The organism is Erysipelothrix sp. HDW6A (assembly GCF_011400295.1).
In the GTDB taxonomy this organism is placed as follows: domain Bacteria; phylum Bacillota_I; class Bacilli_A; order Erysipelotrichales; family Erysipelotrichaceae; genus Erysipelothrix.
This window is the reverse complement of the sequence record NZ_CP049859.1, coordinates 1,024,323-1,042,717: the sequence shown is the minus strand read 5'-3', so window position 1 is coordinate 1,042,717 and position 18,395 is coordinate 1,024,323. Positions and strand designations below refer to the sequence as shown.

General features: G+C 35.6%; 18 protein-coding genes and 2 pseudogenes. 6 read left to right on the top strand and 14 right to left on the bottom strand.

The features are described from left to right. Nucleotides 1–30: 30 nt before the first annotated feature. From G7059_RS05360 to sufC, 7 genes and pseudogenes are all read right to left on the bottom strand, one after another. Nucleotides 31–1,182 carry an MFS transporter gene (locus tag G7059_RS05360; protein WP_166081054.1) on the bottom strand — a complete coding sequence of 384 codons (1,152 nt, stop codon included), beginning with the start codon at nt 1,180–1,182 and terminating at the stop codon, nt 31–33. Beyond that, nucleotides 1,166–1,720, bottom strand: coding sequence for a 5-formyltetrahydrofolate cyclo-ligase (locus tag G7059_RS05355; protein WP_166081053.1), 555 nt, complete (start codon nt 1,718–1,720; stop codon nt 1,166–1,168). Before G7059_RS05355 ends, G7059_RS05360 begins: the two co-directional genes overlap by 17 nt. 47 nt (nt 1,721–1,767) lie before the next feature. Next, nucleotides 1,768–3,183, bottom strand: a complete 1,416-nt coding sequence (sufB, locus tag G7059_RS05350; RefSeq protein WP_166081052.1) for a Fe-S cluster assembly protein SufB — start codon at nt 3,181–3,183, stop codon at nt 1,768–1,770. Then, nucleotides 3,176–3,615: pseudogene (gene sufU, locus G7059_RS05345) on the bottom strand (Fe-S cluster assembly sulfur transfer protein SufU). Before sufU ends, sufB begins: the two are co-directional and overlap by 8 nt. Nucleotides 3,616–3,624: 9 nt before the next feature. Then, a complete protein-coding gene (locus tag G7059_RS05340; RefSeq protein WP_166081051.1) occupies nt 3,625–4,833 on the bottom strand; it encodes an aminotransferase class V-fold PLP-dependent enzyme in 1,209 nt (402 codons plus the stop codon). Beyond that, nucleotides 4,824–5,636, bottom strand: coding sequence for a SufD family Fe-S cluster assembly protein (locus G7059_RS05335; protein WP_166081050.1), 813 nt, complete (start codon nt 5,634–5,636; stop codon nt 4,824–4,826). The genes G7059_RS05340 and G7059_RS05335 overlap by 10 nt, the downstream gene beginning before the upstream one ends. Next, nucleotides 5,636–6,454, bottom strand: coding sequence for a Fe-S cluster assembly ATPase SufC (gene sufC, locus G7059_RS05330; RefSeq protein WP_166081049.1), 819 nt, complete (start codon nt 6,452–6,454; stop codon nt 5,636–5,638). The genes G7059_RS05335 and sufC overlap by 1 nt, the downstream gene beginning before the upstream one ends. Nucleotides 6,455–6,705: 251 nt before the next feature. On the opposite strand from sufC, the gene G7059_RS05325 reads away from it, so the two are divergent. From G7059_RS05325 to G7059_RS05305, 5 genes and pseudogenes are all read left to right on the top strand, one after another. Further along, the gene (locus G7059_RS05325; protein WP_166081048.1) at nt 6,706–7,689 is read left to right on the top strand and encodes a peptidylprolyl isomerase; all 984 of its coding nucleotides are present in this window, start codon (nt 6,706–6,708) and stop codon (nt 7,687–7,689) included. A 2-nt stretch (nt 7,690–7,691) separates the two neighbouring features. Beyond that, nucleotides 7,692–8,561: a hypothetical protein gene (locus tag G7059_RS05320; RefSeq protein WP_166081047.1), complete on the top strand. Its 870-nt coding sequence runs from the start codon at nt 7,692–7,694 to the stop codon at nt 8,559–8,561. Between the two features lie 52 nt (nt 8,562–8,613). Continuing rightward, a pseudogene (locus G7059_RS10675) lies at nt 8,614–8,700 on the top strand (HIT family protein); the annotation flags it as partial. Between the two features lie 106 nt (nt 8,701–8,806). Then, nucleotides 8,807–9,091, top strand: a complete 285-nt coding sequence (locus tag G7059_RS05310) for a hypothetical protein (RefSeq protein WP_166081045.1) — start codon at nt 8,807–8,809, stop codon at nt 9,089–9,091. An 87-nt stretch (nt 9,092–9,178) separates the two neighbouring features. Next, the gene (locus tag G7059_RS05305; RefSeq protein ID WP_166081044.1) at nt 9,179–9,574 is read left to right on the top strand and encodes an HIT family protein; all 396 of its coding nucleotides are present in this window, start codon (nt 9,179–9,181) and stop codon (nt 9,572–9,574) included. A 42-nt stretch (nt 9,575–9,616) separates the two neighbouring features. Here G7059_RS05305 and pnp read toward each other — a convergent pair whose 3' ends face one another. The 4 genes from pnp to G7059_RS05285 all read right to left on the bottom strand — a co-directional run bounded on the left by pnp (nt 9,617) and on the right by G7059_RS05285 (nt 13,119). Further along, nucleotides 9,617–11,776, bottom strand: a complete 2,160-nt coding sequence (gene pnp, locus G7059_RS05300) for a polyribonucleotide nucleotidyltransferase (RefSeq protein ID WP_166081043.1) — start codon at nt 11,774–11,776, stop codon at nt 9,617–9,619. A 180-nt stretch (nt 11,777–11,956) separates the two neighbouring features. Further along, the gene (gene rpsO, locus G7059_RS05295; RefSeq protein WP_166081042.1) at nt 11,957–12,223 is read right to left on the bottom strand and encodes a 30S ribosomal protein S15; all 267 of its coding nucleotides are present in this window, start codon (nt 12,221–12,223) and stop codon (nt 11,957–11,959) included. 154 nt (nt 12,224–12,377) lie between these two features. Next, the gene (locus G7059_RS05290) at nt 12,378–12,785 is read right to left on the bottom strand and encodes a hypothetical protein (RefSeq protein ID WP_166081041.1); all 408 of its coding nucleotides are present in this window, start codon (nt 12,783–12,785) and stop codon (nt 12,378–12,380) included. 67 nt (nt 12,786–12,852) lie between these two features. Then, nucleotides 12,853–13,119: a DUF2007 domain-containing protein gene (locus G7059_RS05285; protein ID WP_166081040.1), complete on the bottom strand. Its 267-nt coding sequence runs from the start codon at nt 13,117–13,119 to the stop codon at nt 12,853–12,855. 175 nt (nt 13,120–13,294) lie between these two features. On the opposite strand from G7059_RS05285, the gene G7059_RS05280 reads away from it, so the two are divergent. Further along, nucleotides 13,295–14,149 (top strand): NAD(P)-dependent oxidoreductase, encoded by an 855-nt coding sequence (locus G7059_RS05280; RefSeq protein WP_166081039.1) that lies wholly within the window; start codon nt 13,295–13,297, stop codon nt 14,147–14,149. Between the two features lie 19 nt (nt 14,150–14,168). On the opposite strand, the gene yihA is transcribed toward G7059_RS05280, so the two are convergent. The 3 genes from yihA to tig are packed head-to-tail and all read right to left on the bottom strand — an operon-like array spanning nt 14,169 to nt 18,381. Further along, nucleotides 14,169–14,747, bottom strand: coding sequence for a ribosome biogenesis GTP-binding protein YihA/YsxC (gene yihA, locus G7059_RS05275; protein WP_166081038.1), 579 nt, complete (start codon nt 14,745–14,747; stop codon nt 14,169–14,171). Continuing rightward, nucleotides 14,744–17,059 (bottom strand): endopeptidase La, encoded by a 2,316-nt coding sequence (gene lon / locus G7059_RS05270; protein WP_166081037.1) that lies wholly within the window; start codon nt 17,057–17,059, stop codon nt 14,744–14,746. Before lon ends, yihA begins: the two co-directional genes overlap by 4 nt. 47 nt (nt 17,060–17,106) lie before the next feature. Beyond that, nucleotides 17,107–18,381, bottom strand: a complete 1,275-nt coding sequence (gene tig / locus G7059_RS05265) for a trigger factor (protein ID WP_166081036.1) — start codon at nt 18,379–18,381, stop codon at nt 17,107–17,109. Between the last annotated feature and the right edge of the window lie 14 nt (nt 18,382–18,395).

Sequence of the window (18,395 nt, the reverse complement as noted above, 5' to 3'; positions counted from 1 at the left end):
AGTTAAATATGCGTAAAAAACCTAAGAAAATCACAAAGTTTTGCTTGGTTTATACGTTAGCATCAGTGCTACAGGGATCAACATCGTTAGTCCTAATACAATTAATGTTGTATTAATTGATGTCCATTCTACCAAATATGCTGCCACAGTTGGTGTAATGATTGCACTTAATCCTGATGTTAAGGAAACACTTAACAGTTGCCCACTGGAACGTAAATGCGTTGGAACTTCACGATTCACCAAATCTTTCTGCGACATTAAAATAAATGGGAAAGATAACATTTGAATCGTTGAAATAAAATAGATTGCAGTTACATTTGGTGCAAATGCAAACAATATAAATTTAACCCCAATCATAAGTGAGCCTATAATCATTAATTTCTTAGAACCATAACGAATTACCAAAGTAGTTACAATAAACAACATTGGCATTTCAGACAAGGCATGGATAAAGCCTCTGTTCCCTACTGATTGGGCATTCCCTCCCAAAGTATAAATTAAATCAACAATAGTAATACTCTCTGCACTATAGACAAAGTACGCAATCGCATATATCACAATGAGCAAAACATAATTTTTATTTTTAAATAAAGTACCCATTTCACGAATAGAAATGTTTGTTTCAGTTTGTTTGTTGGCATCTTCTAAGACAAAGGTAAGAAATATCGTTACCAAACATAAGATTGCGTTCACATAACCCAGTGACTTAAAACCAAATTGTGTTACTAAGATTCCACTTAGTAGCGAAGCAACTGCCCATCCTAAAGAGCCAAATGTACGGATATTACCAAATTTACTAAAGAGTCCATCTACCTCTAAGACCCATGTTTCAAATAGATTATTAATAACTCGAGTTAATCCACCCACAAAACCAATAAGTGTTAAGTGAAACACAAAGTTCTTTGAATCAAGACTAAATGCAAATATCCCTGAAATACCATATACGATCACAACATAGATAAAGAATCTCTTGATTGTACCAGCTTTATCGCTAAAGTATCCTGCTGCAATCTGCCCTACTATCGAAATCAAAGCAAGTAACGACATAATATATCCACGTTCGGTAACACTGTATCCTATTTCCGTTAGATACGGAATAAACTGATTAAATAAAAGTGAAGCTGCCGCAAAGCTTGTAAAGATTGCTACTGAAAAATAAATTACTTTATTTCGTATTGTCATAAATAACCTCTTTATCTGTTATGACGACATCAACGGGAATGTCATGACTCTCCTGAAACTGTTCCTCAGTTTCCTGAAATGCATACGCAACACCAATCTTTAAAAACTCAGTATCTTTCGTATATCGGTCGTAATAACCACCACCATAACCGACACGATAACACTGACGATTGAACGCTACCATAGGCACTATCATGACATCAATTGTTTTAGGGTCAATAACAGATGTCCCTCTAGGTTCTAATATACCATAAGAACTCTTCTTTAAATCATTAAAACTTTTGATTTCATAAAAATTCATTGTCTTATTTTCAATTCTCGGGAGAACAATGCGATGACCCTTGGACCAAAACAGTGTTTCCATAATTCCATAGGTGTCAACTTCATGATTAAAAGCAGCATAAAGTGCAATTATTTTCTGAGAATCAACACGATCTATTACTGCATCATGGATAGCTTTATCCCATGAAGCTCTTTGAATCACCGAATAGTCTAATCTTTTAGTTATCATTTCATTTTTGATATCTGTTTTCTTCATCCATTTCTCCTATAAAAAACCTTGGTGTTTGGCACCAAGGTAACATTTTATCCTACTGAACCTTCCATCTCCATTTTCATGAGTTGGTTAAGTTCTACCGCATATTCCATAGGTAGTTCTCGAGTAAAGGGTTCTAAGAATCCTAAGATAATAGTTTCTGATGCTTGTTCTTCTGATAAACCACGACTCATTAAGTAGAAGAGTTCATCTTCTGATATTTTCGAAACACGTGCTTCGTGTTCAATGATTGATGCATTGGTTTCAACAACGTTTACTGGCATTGTATCACTCATTGAAAATTCATCCAATATTAAAGTATCACATTCAATCTTAGTCTTCGCATTGATTGAGTTTTTATCATGATGGACAATTCCTCGATAGTTTACGGTACCTCCATTACGAGATACTGACTTCGAGATAATCGTACTTTGTGTTTGTGGTGCTTTATGTATCATCTTAGCTCCAGCGTCCTGCCATTGTCCTTTACCAGCTACAGCAATTGATATGGTCATACCTTTTGCAGCTGTTCCGTTTAATATACAGGTTGGATACTTCATTGTCTTATAAGCACCAATGTTTCCATCAATCCATTCCATCATACCATGGGCGTCAACTGTCGCACGTTTAGTGACTAGGTTATAGACGTTATTGGACCAGTTTTGAATGGTTGTATAACGACATTTCGCATTCTCATGGATGAATATTTCTACAACAGCAGCATGCATTGAATCTTGCATATAAATTGGAGCCGTACATCCTTCAACATAATGAACATCAGCACCCTCATCAACAATAATTAAAGTTCTCTCAAATTGTCCCATAGATTCTGCATTGATTCTAAAGTAGGACTGAAGTGGCTTATCCAGTTTGACACCCTTTGGTACGTAGATAAACGAGCCACCCGACCACACTGCCGTATTTAGAGCAGCAAACTTATTGTCATTGTAAGGAACTAAAGTATTAAAGTACTTCTTAACGATTTCTGGATAGTCTCTAAGACCTGTATCCATATCAAAGAAGAGTACACCCTTCTCCTCAACTTCTTGAAGCATGGATGCGTATACTACTTCTGAGTCATATTGAGTAGCAACTCCTGATAAAAACTTAGCTTCTGCTTCTGGGATTCCTAATCGGTCAAATGTGTTACGGATTGCTTCAGGTACATCGTCCCATGATTGTTCTACACGATCGCTTGCACGTAAATAGTAGATATACTCATCAAAGTTAACTTCTGATAAGTCAGCACCCCATGTAGGCATGGGAGCATTCACAAAATGATTGTATGCTTTCAATCGTAAATCAAGCATCCACTCAGGTTCATTCTTAATTCGAGAGATTTCACGAACCTTAGCTTCGCTTAGTCCTTTGTCAAATTGAACGACTGAAGTAACCTCATCATGAAAACCATATTGATACTCTTCGCTAGGTAATCGCTCGCGATCGCTAATTTTTTCTTCACTCATTCATCTCACCACTTTCTTCAATTAAAACTTCGATTCCACGCCATCCTAAGGTGGCACAATGAACTCGATTAGCTTGTCTTCCAACATTTTTAAAGGCAACTGCCCCTCTAGAAGGCTTTCATCATAGTCCTTTAAATGAATCATTTTATTGTATTCTGTAATAATTGCTTGTGCTTCAGTCACTGTCTTGCCGATTAGTAAATCAGTCATCATTGATGTGGAAGCAGTCGCAATTGTACATGCTGTTCCTATAAAAGCAACATCCTCAACAACACCATCTTTAATGCGTGCCTGAATTGTGAGGTCATCAATACAAGAATCTGTGCTTACCTGTTTGTGGGGATAGTCAGGTTCTTCTCTTTTGTTATGGGGATGTTCGTAATGATCCATGATTAATTGTCTTAAAAAGAGTGGATCGTCGAAATAATTCATAATGACCTCCTAAATGTATAAATCAATTGTTTTTTCTAAACTGATATCGGACATTACATTTAAGAAATGTTCGACTTCTTCCATCGTATTATAGATATAGAGTGATAAACGCACACTCTTTTCTGCATGCAAGACACCATTAAGCATCTTGGCACAGTGTTCACCAGAACGTACAGCAATGTTATGACGATCAAGGTAAGCAGCGACATCTTGCGCAAAAATACCTTCTACTGAAAAAGCAATAATCGCATTATCAGCTTCTGGATTGTATACAGTAACATGGCTCATTGCCATTAACCCTTCAACTGCTCGTTTATGAAGAGGTTGAAGATAGGTATGAATGTTTTCCATGCCATAATCATTTAAGTAATCAATTGCTGCACCAAAGCCTATAACCCCTTCAATATTAGGAGTTCCTGACTCAAATTTCGCAGGTGCTTTCTTTAAGGTAACACTACCACATGCGTTGTAACGAACATTGTTACCACCACCTGTGTTTAGAGGTTTCATCATTTCTAAAATTTCTTCTTTTGCAAATAAAACTCCAACACCACTTGGTCCTAGCATTTTATGAGCAGAAAAGGCATAGAAATCAACATCACTTTCCACAACATTCACAGGAATATGTCCGATAGCTTGAGCACCATCAACACAGAACAAAGCATCATTAGCATGAACAAGTTTCGCCATTTCCTGAATGTCATTAACATAAGCTAAGATATTCGAGATATGTGCAAGAGATACTAGTTTAACATGTTCATGGAGTGATTCTTTAAGTGCTTCCATGGTGATATGACCTGTTGCGTCTAAAGGTATAAATTCAACCTTGATTCCTAGTTCTTCCACTAAGTTAAACCATGGCAAAGTATTGGATGCATGTTCAGCAGCACTTAAGAGTACCACATCATCTTTTTTAAGAAAGTGACGACCATAACCATGAGCTACTAAATTCAAACTCTCACTAGCACCCGAAGTAAAGACAATATTCTTAGCTTCAGTACCAATAAACTTCGCAATCTTATCACGAGTTGCATCGTATTTCATTTCTGTTTCTCGTGATGTTTCGTAATCACCACGATGAATATTAGAACTTAATCTTTCGTAGTAATCGGTAACTGCATCAATAACTGGTTGTGGTTTTAGAGTTGTCGCTGCATTATCAAAATATGCTAAATCCGGATGATGTTTGAAAAACGGAAAATCATCTCTTAGTCCCATTGTTGGTTCACCTTCTCCATAATTTCTTGTCGTAATTGTTCTTTAATAGTTTCATCATCAATACCTTCGACAATTGGCATGAGATATCCAGTAATAATCAATTTTAAGCTCTCTAGACGTGTTAATCCACGTGATTGCAGATAGAATATATGTTCTTCATTAGGTTGCCCTACAGAAGCTGCATGAGACGCTGCAACATCATTCTCATCAATTAATAACATAGGATAAACAACACCATGAACATTCTCACCAAGATTTAAGATACGACTCATTTGATGGGTCTCTGATCCACCAAAACCTTTATCAATCTTACCAATAACTTCTAAATGTAATCGAGCATTATCCAAGACTATCGCATTACATGTAACCATGGCATACGTTTTCTTTGCAAGATGGTGTGCTTTGATCGTCCACTTAAGATTGTTGAAGCTTATGATAGCACCTCTAAAATCTACACGACTTCCTTCACCAACATATTTTACAACAGTATTCTTAACATGGTGACCTTGAGTCATTTCTCCATAGTTTGCGATTAACTCTGCATTCTTTTCAAGAACTAAGGTTTCTTCTACATGGAGTTTATCATTGCTTTGATTAATCCATAAGTATTTGTAATGGGAGTTCTCATTTGTTTGAACAGTAAGGTTTAAGTCACCAGTTCCTTCAACAGTAACATAGAGACTTCCTGTAACATTACTTTTTAGTTCAAGTGTTACTTCTAAGGATTCAACAACCTCAATATGAACATGACTAAATCCTTCAGGAATAGCGATCACTCCATCAGTTTTAACATGAACAGTCATTACTTTTTACCGCCTAATTCTTTAATAACACAACTTTCAAGAACAATACGTTTACGGTGTTCATCTTGAGTTTCTCTAGGTTTAATATCCAACCAGTCATAACCCTCACGGTCAATCTTCGTAACAAGTGTTTCATCTGATGTAAGAACAATCTGTCCATCAATCATTATATGTGTATGTGTTGGTTTAATCAGTTCAAAGAAGCGTTCATAGTGACTGACAATAATAAGTCCCATTTGACGTTTTTCTTGTTCTTCCTTTAATACTTCAGCAACTAAGCCTAAAGCATCAATATCAAGCCCAGAATCAATTTCATCTAACATTGTAAAGGTAGGTTTCAACATCATCATTTGAAGTATCTCATTACGTTTCTTTTCACCACCAGAAAAACCTTCGTTTAAGAAGCGATGCGCTAAATCTTCCTTCATACGAAGTTTTTCAATATTGGATTCCATTGACTTAACAAACTCAAACAATCCAATAGGTGTCTCACGGCGAGCATTGATTGCTGACTTTAAGAAATCTGAGTTAGTAACTCCAGGAACTTCTTGAGGATATTGCATCCCTAAGAAAAGACCTAGTTTACTTCTCTCATCTACTTCAAGTTCCAAAACATCTTTACCATCAAATGTTATGGATCCTTTAGTTACTTCATAACGAGGATGACCCATAATCGCAGATAATAATGTTGATTTCCCATTACCGTTAGGACCCATAATTGCATGGATTTCTCCCTCATTTACGGTTAGGCTAACACCTTTTAATATTTCTTTATCGTCTATTGATACATGTAAGTTATCGATTACTAATTGTGACATACAGTTCTCCTCTTTCTAAATCTTAGATTATTATAACATAGCTTTCTTCTTTAATACGGTTAAACTGCATTTCATTAGTGAAAGATTAACTATTGAATCACATTTGAATTACTAGAATTAATACATTATTACTTTTGTATTATTTTGTCACATACTTGTCACTTTTATATGGGATACTGTTCAAGCTTTGTAAATATTGCATTGAGTAATCAAATAACCTATAATTGGTAGGTAAATGAAGGAGGAATATAATGATTGACAATTTAAAAAAATATTGGTTTGTCGTCGTTATCTGTTTAATATTTGTCGTCTTCATCGGTGTCTTTGCGAAAAAAGAGATGGATTCTGTATTACGTGGGAAAACTGCTGATGGCCAAGATGTCGTTTCACAAATTAATGATACGAACTATTTAGTTAATGATTATTATGAAGATTTGAAAGAAACATATGGTAAGGTTGACCTTTACACACTATTCGAACGCAGTGTTCTATCTGCAATTGAAACAAGTGAGGAAATAGCTACACAAGCTAAAAAGGATGCAGAAACGTTTAAACAAAACGTTGCAGCTCAAGAAGGTCAAAGTGGTTTGGATAAATATGACAAAGCTCTTGTAGGATTAGGATATAAAGGTATCGATGAGTTAAACGTCCTCTATGAGGATTCTGCAAAACGCGATATTATTATTCGCGACTACGCAAATGATAACAAAGAAAAATATGTTGATACATACTTTGCAGATGCAAAACCTCGAATCGTTAGTCACATCTTAGTAAAAATGGATGATCCAGAAAATCCAACAGCAACACAACAAGAAAAAATTGATGAAATCAATAAACGTCTAGCAGATGGTGTTTCATTCACTGATGTAGCAAAAGCATTATCAGATGATACAGCTTCAGCAAAACAAGACGGTCTTGTAGGTTTCATGGACAAGAACGCACAAATGTACGCACAATTTGTGGAAGCAGCATTAAAATTAGAACAAGGTGAAGTATCCGAATGGATTAACACTAAAGAAGCAGGTCGTCACTTAATTAAAGTTGATAGCATTGACCTAGAAACATTCACAAGTGATCAATACCTTGCAAACTATATTGCTGGAATTACTGCTCATCATAAAGATTTAGCATCCCATGCAATTTGGAATAAAGCTAAAGATTTGAAGATTGAATTCAAAGATGATGATGTTAAGAATCAAATTCTTGAAGTTATGAACATTAAGGAGGGTGAATAATTATGAAGAAACTATTTACTACTCTTCTTGTAGCACTAGTACTTGTAGGATGTACAAATGCAACAGCAGCACCTAAAGAGAACTCAGTACTCTTTACAGTTAATGGTGTTTCTGTTGATGAAAGACAACACTACGAGATGATGAAACAACGCGATGCAGGTAAACTTACTATTATCGAAGCACAGCGTGTACTTACAAGCGCAGTTGAAAACGAAGAAGTTGACAACGAAGCTAAAGAACAATTGGAAAAAGCTAAAGAATACCTTACAGAAATGGGTCAAGACTTTGGTGAGTATTTAAAATCAATTGGTTTTGATTCAGAAGAAGATTACTTGAACGAAATTATTTATCCAGAATATCGCATGACTTATCTTATTAAAGAAGAAATTACAAAAGACTTCGATAAGCTTGCAACAACTTATGCACCAAAACAAATGAGAATCTTACAATTTGATACAGCAGACAATGCAACAGCAGGTCTTGAACGTATTAAAAACGGTGAATCATTCGCTGATGTTGCAAAAGATTTGAAAGCTAAAGATACAACTTATGTTGGTGACTTAAAGATTTACAATGTTAAAGATACTGAGTTCCCAACAGAAATCTCAGGCTTCATTACTAACCAAGCTGGTCCTGGATTAAGTGAAGTATTAAAGAATGAATCAACAGGTGTTGCTTATGTAATCGAAATGGTTGAAACACAAGCTGATCGCCTTAAAGATGAAATCTTAGAATTATGGAGTTCAGATCAAGCACTTACAAAACAATATCGAGCAAACCTTTATAAGAATGCTGGATTTAAAGTTTATGATATTGATATCCTAAACAACCTAAAAGCAGATACAACAACTGCTGAATACATATCACAATAAACACTCTTTGGAGTGTTTTTATTATGGTATACTATTTTATATTAAGGAGGACATTATGACCCTATTTCAAAAAATAATCGACCGAGAAATTCCTGCTAGGATCGTCTATGAAGATGATGATGTGCTAGCTTTCTGTGATACAATGAAAAAAACAGAGTAGGTAAAAAAATGAAAAAAAAATATATATAAATTTATTCCTTAGATTATTATTTATGTTTTTACTTGTATATTCATATACAATGATTATGAACTCTACTAGTGATTTAGCAATTATTTTAATGCTATGTTTGCCATATGGGGTTCTTCTTGTATTTGTAGGGTTCTATATTATAGATTATTTTTCACTTAAAAAAATAGATGCTTCGCTTCGTTTTGCATTGCTAACATCATTTGTTAGTTCATTAGTTTGTTTCTTTATGATTTTTAGCGATTCATCAGATTTATTAGGAAGATTTTTAGTTGCGATTGGATATACTTTTTTACCATCTCTTTTTTCTTATTTTCTTCAACGTTTGGTTTCAACCTTATAATAGTTTTATTTATAACTGCTTTGAATTAAGAAACACTCTTCGGAGTGTTTTTATTATGGTATACTATTTTATATTAAGGAGGACATTATGACCCTATTTCAAAAAATAATCGACCGAGAAATCCCTGCTAAGATCGTCTATGAAGATGATGATGTGCTAGCTTTCTTAGATATCTCTCAACAAACACCTGGACATACTTTGGTTATTCCAAAGAAAGCTACAGCATCTGTTTTAACAGCCCCTGAAGAGACAATTGCAGTTGTAAACATACAAGCAGCAAAAATCGCTAAAAGTTTAATAGACGCGCTAGGAGCAAGTGGTGCCAACCTGTTGTCCAATGCTGGTGAAGTAGCTGGACAAACAGTCTTTCACTACCACGTTCATATTATCCCTCGATACGAAGAAGATGAACTAAAACTTGATATCAAAGAACACTCAAGTACAATAGATGAAGTCTACGAAACAATCAAAGAAGTATTCTAAACCAAAGAAAAAGACCTCGTAAATTTAATTACGAGGTCTTTCTTATGCTTCTTTTGATGCTTCTTTTACTTCTTCTTTCACTTCTTCTTTTTTAGCTTCTGGTTTTGGTAATAAAGCTTTGCGTGAAACATTCACACGTCCTTTATCATCAACTTCAGTAACCTTAACTTTAACGATATCGCCAAGTTTTAAGACGTCTGATACGTTTTCTACACGTTCATGAGCAATCTTTGAAACATGAAGGAGTCCGTCTGTACCTTCGAATAAATTAACGAATGCACCAAACTTCTCAATACGAACAACTTTAGCGTCGTAGATTTCGCCTACTTTAGCTTCTTTAACAATATTTTCAATGATTTGTTTTGCTTTGTTGATTGCTGCTAAATCATTGTGATAGATAACGACACGACCATCATCTTCAATGTCAATCTTAACATTGTCAGCATCTTCGATGATTTGGTTAATAATTTTTCCACCAGCACCGATAACTGCACGAATCTTATCTGGATCGATTTGCATTTTAGCAATCTTAGGAGCATATGTTCCTACTGTTGGACGTGGTTCTGAGATTACAGCATCCATAGCTGTCATCATTTCTTCACGACCTTTTTTAGCTTGTTCTAAAGCTTCTTTAAGGATTTCACGGCTTAGACCTTTAACTTTGATATCCATTTGTAAAGCTGTGATTCCTTTCTTAGTACCAGCAACCTTAAAGTCCATATCTCCAAAGTGGTCTTCCATACCTTGAATATCTGTAAGGATTGTATAGTTGTCATCTAATTGAACAAGACCCATTGCGATACCACTAACTGCAGCCTTGATTGGAACACCAGCAGCCATTAATGCAACTGACCCTGCACAAATACTTGCTTGTGATGATGAACCGTTTGATTCAAGAACCTCAGCAACTAAACGAATTGCATATGGGAATTCTTCTTCTGAAGGAATTACATAAGACAATGCACGTTCACCTAAAGCACCGTGACCAATTTCACGACGTCCAGGAGCACCCATTCTTCCTGTTTCCCCTACTGAGTAAGGTGGGAAGTTATAGTGATGCATGAAGCGTTTTGTTTCAACATCGGATAAGTCATCAATAATTTGGGTATCACCCATTGCACCTAAAGTACATACTGATAATACTTGAGTTTCACCACGTGTAAATAAACCACTTCCGTGTACACGAGGTAAGATATCCATTTGTACGTCTAAAGGACGAACTTCATCAATAGCACGACCATCAGGACGGATTTTTTCAACTGAGATTAAACGACGAACTTCTCCCGCTACAATACTGTGAGTATACTCTTTAACGTATTTAACGATTTTATTCTTTGTTTTTTCATCTTCATATTCTTTGTTTTCAAAATGTTCAGCAGCTTTATCTTCTTGCTCATCAATTGCGTTGTAACGTTCTAGTTTACCCTCAATTGATACTGCTTTACGTAATGGTTCTCCAACAAGTGCTTCCACTTCATCAATGATTTCTTGTGGAATTTCATAGAGATCAATTTCCATTTTATCTTTGCCAACTTCTTTAGCAATTTCAATTTGGAAATCACAAAGTTTCTTAATCCACTCATGACCAAACATCATAGCTTCTAAGAACTCTTCTTCACTAACTTCTTCTGCACCAGCTTCAACCATGTTGATAGCATCTTTAGTACCAGCAACAGCTAAATGCATGCGTGATTTTTCTTGTTGTTCAATTGTAGGGTTAACTATAAATTCTCCATCAACAAGTCCCACAATAACACCAGCAATTGGTCCTTCAAAAGGAATATCTGATACACATAATGATAATGAAGCACCAAACATTGCTGCAACATCTGGAGCAAAATCTTGCTCTACAGATAACACTGTATTAACGACTTGAACTTCGTTTCTAAAACCTTCAGCAAATAAAGGACGAATTGTTCTATCAATTAAACGTGATGTAAGTGTAGCATGTTCACTTGGTCTTCCTTCACGACGTAAGAATCCTCCAGGTATTTTACCCACGGAGTATAATTTTTCTTCAAATGTAACTGTAAGTGGAAAGAAATCAATATCTTTCGCTTTCTTACTTGCGGTAGCTGCAGATAAAACTACAGTATCACCATAACGTACAAGCACGGACCCTCCGGCTTGTTTAGCTAGTTCTCCTGTCTCAACAATAAGACTTTTTCCATCAAAATCTAGCTCAAACACTCTCTTATTCATATGTTCACCTCATATAGTCTGTTACAATTTTAACACATTTCAATATATTTTCATATCATTAATAAGCAGTATTGACAGTAGATGTTACCAATAGTTGGTATTATCTTTCAAAAAGCCATCAATATAGCATCAAACATAAGAAAAACCAGACAATGTCTGGTTTCTGATACTCTTATAAAATTATTTACGTAGTCCTAGACGTGTAATTAATTCACGGTAACGGTTGATGTCTTCGTTACGTAAGTATGTTAATAAGTTACGACGACGCCCAACTTTTTTAAGAAGTCCACGGTTTGAGTGGAAATCTTTCTTATGTGTTTTCATATGGTCTGTTAACACATTAATTTCTTCTGTTAATACAGCAACTTGTACTTCTACTGATCCTGTATCTTTTTCATCACGAGCAAATGCTTTGATGATTTCTTGTTTCTTGTCTTTTGATAACATGTCTTTTCCTCCTTGTATCAAAGTCCCTTATAACCGAGATTATCGTCGAGGAAGACGCATATCCCAGTAATAAAGCTTATATATAATACCATAGCCATTAACGATATACAATACTTTACCCCTGTATATTACTCACTATTTATGATAGATAGACTTAATTTGAATATTCCGGCTTATAGCTGTTTTCGTAGATATCAAGGAAGCTTCCGATATAGTATGCATCTTCACAGTAGTCACCTGATATACAGGTGTTGCTATACGATGAATACAGTAAATAAGGCTCATAGTGCTTCTCTGAAATTTCCATCAAGTCAAACTCATATTTCATATGTTCCAGTTCATCACTATAGAACTCTTTAAACGTTGTAAATGCCTTCTCAGGATCCTTGAAAACTGCCCAACCGTCTTTTGTTGCTCCTATATCAAAGTATTCGCTTCTATGAAGATGGCGTTCTACATTAACTTGCCTTTTAATGTTTCTCTGACCCGCAATATACTCCTGAGTATAAGGATTCAGTATTTCTGGCTTCTTTGAACAAGAAACCAGCACAAATAAACACATCGTTGTAAAAACAAGAAGTCTTAATCGTTTTATATAAACTCCTACTTTCGTATTGTATTATCGAAAATCATCTCTGAAATCTATGAACAATTTCTAATGCACGTTCATAATCTTTCTTCTTTACATAGATATAGTAGAATTTTTGGTAGTTCTTATTTTCGAAGGCTAGACCTCTTGAAGAGCGTCTACTTGCTCCAAGAATGCTCCAAAAACCAGAATTAGGATTTGATGAATCTGTAATTTTGCTTGTTGTTTCGATTCCGTTTGCAACGAGTAAATTCTTTAATCGCTGATATGCTTGCATATCTTGAGTAAGGTAGATTTCCTTTCTCATAGTAGCTTCCCCACTTTCATAGTTACACGGTATTATTTGAGACATACATAGACTATTACACATTACCTTTACACTAATAAAATATCATAAATCTGTCTTAAAAGGCAAAGTTTCTTGGTATATCACTGTAATCAGATATTTACTCATGTATAATAAAAGAAATGGAGGGTAACAAATGAAAAAAATTGCGTGGATTGGAACAGGTGTTATGGGTTCACCAATGGCAACTCACTTAGCAGATGCAGGATATGATGTATCAGCATACAATCGTACTCATGCTAAAGCGAAAGCACTTGAGCCAAAAGTTAAAGCATATGAAACAATTCGAGAAGTTGTTGAAGGAGCCGATATTATCTTCACCATCGTCGGATATCCTAAAGATGTTGAAGAAGTAAGCTTGGAAATCATGGAACATGCTAAGAAGGGTGCAATAATTGTTGATATGACAACGTCATCACCTTCTCTAGCAGCAAAACTATATACTATTGGTTCTGATAAAGGGTATCGAGTCATGGATGCTCCTGTTACTGGTGGAGACCTTGGAGCAATTAATGCAACATTATCAATTATGGTTGGTGGTGACAAAGAAGTCTACGAAGAAGTCTTACCACTTTTTGAGAAAATGGGTAAAACCATTAATTACATGGGTAAAGCAGGTAATGGTCAACATGCAAAGCTTGCTAACCAAACTGCAATCGCAGGTGCTATTGCAGGTGCAGCTGAAAGCTTAGCGTATGCTGATAAGCATGGGCTTGATTTAGAAACTATGTTAGCAGTAATTTCTGGAGGCTCAGCTTCATCATGGCAAGCAGTCAATAATGGACCGAAAATGATCAATAAAGACTATGCACCAGGATTCTTTATCAAACACTTCTTAAAAGATTTAAACTTAGTGATTGAAGAGAAACACGAACTCTATCTACCAATCGTTGAAAAAGTCGCTTCTATCTACGATATTCTTGTGAAGAACGGCTATGAAGATTATGGTACTCAAGCAGTCATTGACTACTATACAAAGAAATTAGACTAAAAAAATAAGACAATCTGCACTAGATTGTCTTTTGTATATATTCAATAATCGGTTCACGAGTATCGTGATTGAGACTTGAGAATTGAAGAATATCTATTGTTGGATATTCTTTTTTTAGTTTCATCTTTTCATTGGATACTTTGTTCTTTGATAATTTATCTGTTTTCGTTAAGACGACAGCGTATTGAATACCATAATGGAGTGCAAACTCAATCATAATTAAATCATCTTTACTAATTCCACGTCTAACATCAATCAAAATAAGCATTAAATCAGGATGTCTAAACTTAAAGTAATCATCCATTAGTTTCCCATATTGAATTTGCTCCTGTTTAGAACGGTTTGCAAATCCATAACCAGGTACGTCGGTTAATATTACTTCATCATTAATATGGAAGTAATTAATCAGACGTGTCTTACCAGGTCTTTGACCTACATAAGCAAGTTTTTTACGATTGGTAATTGCATTGATAAGCGATGACTTACCTACGTTTGATTTACCTACCATAACAATTTCTTTTTGTCCTGGTGTTTCTGGGAATTGTTTTGCAGATGCACACGAAATAATTAGGTGTGCATCTTGTGTTATCCAATTCATTGTACTAATGCTTCTTTCAATACTTGATCGATTGTCTCAACCGGAATAAAGTTTACGCTCTCACGAACTACTTCTGGTACATCAACCAAGTCTTTTTCATTCATCTTAGGAATAACGATACGTTTAATACCTACTCGGTGAGCAGCAAGAGATTTCTCTTTCAATCCACCAATTGGTAATACATTACCACGAAGTGTGATTTCACCAGTCATCGCAATATCAGCTGCAACCTTACGGTTTGTAAGTGCTGAAATTAGAGCTGTAGTGAACGTAACCCCTGCTGAAGGTCCATCTTTAGGAACTGCTCCTTCAGGAACGTGAACTTGAACATCATGTTTTTCAAAGAAATCAGGAGTAATCTTGAATTCTTTTGCATGACTCTTCACATAACCAAATGCAATCTCTGCCGATTCCTTCATTACATCACCAAGTTGTCCAGTAACGATTAAACGTCCTTTACCTTCAAAAGTTGTAACTTCGATAGGGAGAACATCGCCACCAAATTGTGTAAAGGCTAGACCTGTTACAACACCAACTTGATCACGTTTTTCTTTTTGACCATATTCAAAGATAACTTGTCCTAACCATTCAGTAATAATTTCTTTATTAATTGTGACAGATTCTTTACCATCTTTAAGAACAGCAAGAACTGTTTTACGTGCTAATGAAGAGATTGTACGTTCTAATTGACGAACTCCTGCTTCACGAGTATAGTGACGGATTAAGTATCTTAAATTTGCATCACTAATCTTAAACTGACTCTTCTTAAGACCATTAGCTTTAATTTGCTTTGGAATTAAGTGACGTTTTGCGATGTTTAGCTTTTCTTCTTCAGTATATGAACTCAAGTTAATAATTTCTAAACGGTCACGTAAAGCTTCTGGGATATCACCTAGATAGTTACCAGTCGCCACAAACATTACTTGTGATAAATCATAAGGTTCTTCGAGATAGTTATCTGAGAAGAGTTTGTTTTGTTCTGGATCCAGTACTTCTAACATTGCACTGGTTGGATCTCCTTTGTAATCGGATGCCATTTTATCAATTTCATCAAGTAAGAACACTGGGTTAACAACACCAGCTTTCTTCATGCCTTGGATGATACGACCTGGCATAGATCCTAAGTATGTACGACGGTGACCACGGATTTCCGCTTCATCACGTACACCACCCAAAGAAGCCTTCACAAATTTACGATTAAGTGCACTAGCAATAGAAGTAGCTAAAGAAGTCTTACCAACTCCTGGAGGACCTACAAGAGCCAAGATAGGCGCATCTAAGTTTCCAGTCATTTGTTTAACTGCTAAGTACTCCATAATACGGTCTTTAACTTTATCAAGTCCAAAGTGATCTTCATCAAGTTTTTGACGAACAGCATTGAGATCTTCGATATCTTCTGTTTGTTGGTACCAAGGAGTTTTTAATAACCAATCAAGATAGGTACGAACAACTCCAGATTCTCCTGATGCTTGAGGAAGCATTTCATAACGACGAAGTTCTTCTTCTGCTTTCTCACGTACATGATCAGGATAAGGGTTTTCACTTAAGAGTTTTCTAAACTCATCAGTATCTTCACCGATGTCTTGTACATCACCAAGTTCTTCACGAATTGCACGCATCTTTTCACGTAAGTAATACTCACGTTGGTTTTCTTCAACACGGTCTTTAACTTTTTCATTGATTGTATTTTCAATCATTGCAAGAGTTTGTTCACGTTGAATCTCTTCGATAATCATTAGAAGACGTTCATTAACATTTAACTCTTCTAAGAGTGATTGTTTTCGTTCTAATTGAAGTGGGAAGTACTGAGCAAATTGATCACTCAATTGTGGCGCAGAAATACCTTGTGTCAGTTGATTAATGATTTCTTGAGGAATTGCGATATTCGTTGACGCAATCTTTTCAAATTCTGAAGAAATACGACGAATTAGTGCAAGTTCTTCATCTTCTGTACCAATTACATCTTCAAGAAGTGTAATAGTACCAAAGAGCATTTTTCCATCATCAACAAGTTGTTCAATACGCACACGTTGTAAACCTGAGAATGTAACGCGTAAGAAACCTTGTTTACGTTTCACAGATTTAATGTGAACAAGTGTACCAACAGTGTAGAGTTCATCCTTGTGTGGATCATCGATTAAGATGTCTTTTTGGCTTACCAAAACTACATGTCCATTGAAGTATTGTTCTGCTTCATCAATAGCATGGATACTTTTTCCACGACCTACTTCGATCATGATTTCTTGTTCGGGGAATACAATAACTCCTCGAGTTGCCACTACTGGCACATTCATATTTAAATTTTCGCTCATTACGGGTCCCTCCTTCTAGGATAAAAAAGACGCGCAGCGTCTTTTATCTAAGCACGAGTATTTTGTACTAACTCGATAGCTTTGCGAAGTAATACATCATAGCCTACAGCATCGATGGATACAAGTTGTTTAACTTGGTCTAATTCAATACCGTAAATTTCTGAGATATTTGCAAATTCTTTTTCAATTTCTTCTTCTTCGACTTTTAAGCCTTCAACTTCTGCAATTTTTTCTAATGTTAGGCGTGTACGAACACGTTTAACAGCGTCTTCTTGCATTTGTTCTTTAACATTTTCTTCTGTTTGACCTAAAATTTGTGAGTACATTTCAAAGTTCATACCTTGTTGTGCTAAACGTTGTGTGAATTCATTGAACATTTGGTTTAGCTCTTCTTGGATCATAACTTCTGGTACATCAATTTTAGCATTGTCAGAAACTGTTGTGATCAAGATATCTGTTACACGATCTTCTTCTTGGTGTTCGCGTTTGTGCTCTAAATTGTGTTTGATTGAATCTTTCAATTCATCAAGTGTTGTGATTTTTTCGTCATCTAATAGTTCAACAAAGTCATCATTTAATTCAGGTAATACACGTTCTTTAACTTCGTGTAATTTAACTTTAAATACAACTGGTTGACCTTTTAATTCTTCAACATGGTAGTTTTCTGGGAATGTGATGTCTAAGTCTTTTTCTTCTCCAGATTTCATACCAACTACTGCTTCTTCAAATCCTGGGATGAATGAGTTTGAACCAAGTTCTAATGTATAGTTCTCACCTTTTCCACCTTCGAATGCAACATCATCTTTAAAGCCTTCAAAGTCGATAACTACTGTATCGCCATTAACTGCTTCGCCTTCTTCTTTAACAACAAGCTCTGCTTGTTCTTCTTGAAGTTTAGCAAGTTCTTCGTTGATGTCATCATCTGTAACAGTGATGTCTTCAGGTTCTACTGTAAGACCTTTGTATTCGCCTAATTCAACTTCTGGTTTGATTGTTACATTAAATAGTAATGTAAGTGCATCTGTTGTCATTTCTTTAATATCTAATTCTGGTGTTGCAACTGGTTCAATTTTTGTTTCAACAATACCTGCTGCAAATGCTTCGTTAGCAATAGCATTCATTGCTTCCATGAGAATTTTGCTATCGCCTAATTGTTTACGAGCTAATTCTTTAGGAGCTTGTCCCTTACGGAACCCTTGGATTTCCACGTCAGCAACTAATTTGTCAACTGCTTTATCTTGTGCTTTTTTCCAAGCTTTTTCATCAACTTCTACGGTTAATACACCTGTTGATTTTTCATTTAATACCCATGTAGATTTCATTTTGTCCTCCTAGT

Bases quoted from the DNA above. Each gene is read 5' to 3' on its own strand.
- G7059_RS05320 (WP_166081047.1), top strand. From the start codon at position 7,692: ATGAAGAAACTATTTACTACTCTTCTTGTAGCACTAGTACTTGTAGGA.
- lon (WP_166081037.1), bottom strand. From the start codon at position 17,059: ATGAGCGAAAATTTAAATATGAATGTGCCAGTAGTGGCAACTCGAGGA.
- rpsO (WP_166081042.1), bottom strand. From the start codon at position 12,223: ATGTTATCAAAAGACAAGAAACAAGAAATCATCAAAGCATTTGCTCGT.
- pnp (WP_166081043.1), bottom strand. From the start codon at position 11,776: ATGAATAAGAGAGTGTTTGAGCTAGATTTTGATGGAAAAAGTCTTATT.
- G7059_RS05290 (WP_166081041.1), bottom strand. From the start codon at position 12,785: ATGTGTTTATTTGTGCTGGTTTCTTGTTCAAAGAAGCCAGAAATACTG.
- sufB (WP_166081052.1), bottom strand. From the start codon at position 3,183: ATGAGTGAAGAAAAAATTAGCGATCGCGAGCGATTACCTAGCGAAGAG.
- G7059_RS05280 (WP_166081039.1), top strand. From the start codon at position 13,295: ATGAAAAAAATTGCGTGGATTGGAACAGGTGTTATGGGTTCACCAATG.
- G7059_RS05355 (WP_166081053.1), bottom strand. From the start codon at position 1,720: ATGAAGAAAACAGATATCAAAAATGAAATGATAACTAAAAGATTAGAC.
- G7059_RS05285 (WP_166081040.1), bottom strand. From the start codon at position 13,119: ATGAGAAAGGAAATCTACCTTACTCAAGATATGCAAGCATATCAGCGA.
- sufC (WP_166081049.1), bottom strand. From the start codon at position 6,454: ATGTCACAATTAGTAATCGATAACTTACATGTATCAATAGACGATAAA.
- yihA (WP_166081038.1), bottom strand. From the start codon at position 14,747: ATGAATTGGATAACACAAGATGCACACCTAATTATTTCGTGTGCATCT.
- G7059_RS05305 (WP_166081044.1), top strand. From the start codon at position 9,179: ATGACCCTATTTCAAAAAATAATCGACCGAGAAATCCCTGCTAAGATC.
- tig (WP_166081036.1), bottom strand. From the start codon at position 18,381: ATGAAATCTACATGGGTATTAAATGAAAAATCAACAGGTGTATTAACC.
- G7059_RS05360 (WP_166081054.1), bottom strand. From the start codon at position 1,182: ATGACAATACGAAATAAAGTAATTTATTTTTCAGTAGCAATCTTTACA.
- G7059_RS05325 (WP_166081048.1), top strand. From the start codon at position 6,706: ATGATTGACAATTTAAAAAAATATTGGTTTGTCGTCGTTATCTGTTTA.
- G7059_RS05340 (WP_166081051.1), bottom strand. From the start codon at position 4,833: ATGGGACTAAGAGATGATTTTCCGTTTTTCAAACATCATCCGGATTTA.
- G7059_RS05310 (WP_166081045.1), top strand. From the start codon at position 8,807: ATGAACTCTACTAGTGATTTAGCAATTATTTTAATGCTATGTTTGCCA.
- G7059_RS05335 (WP_166081050.1), bottom strand. From the start codon at position 5,636: ATGACTGTTCATGTTAAAACTGATGGAGTGATCGCTATTCCTGAAGGA.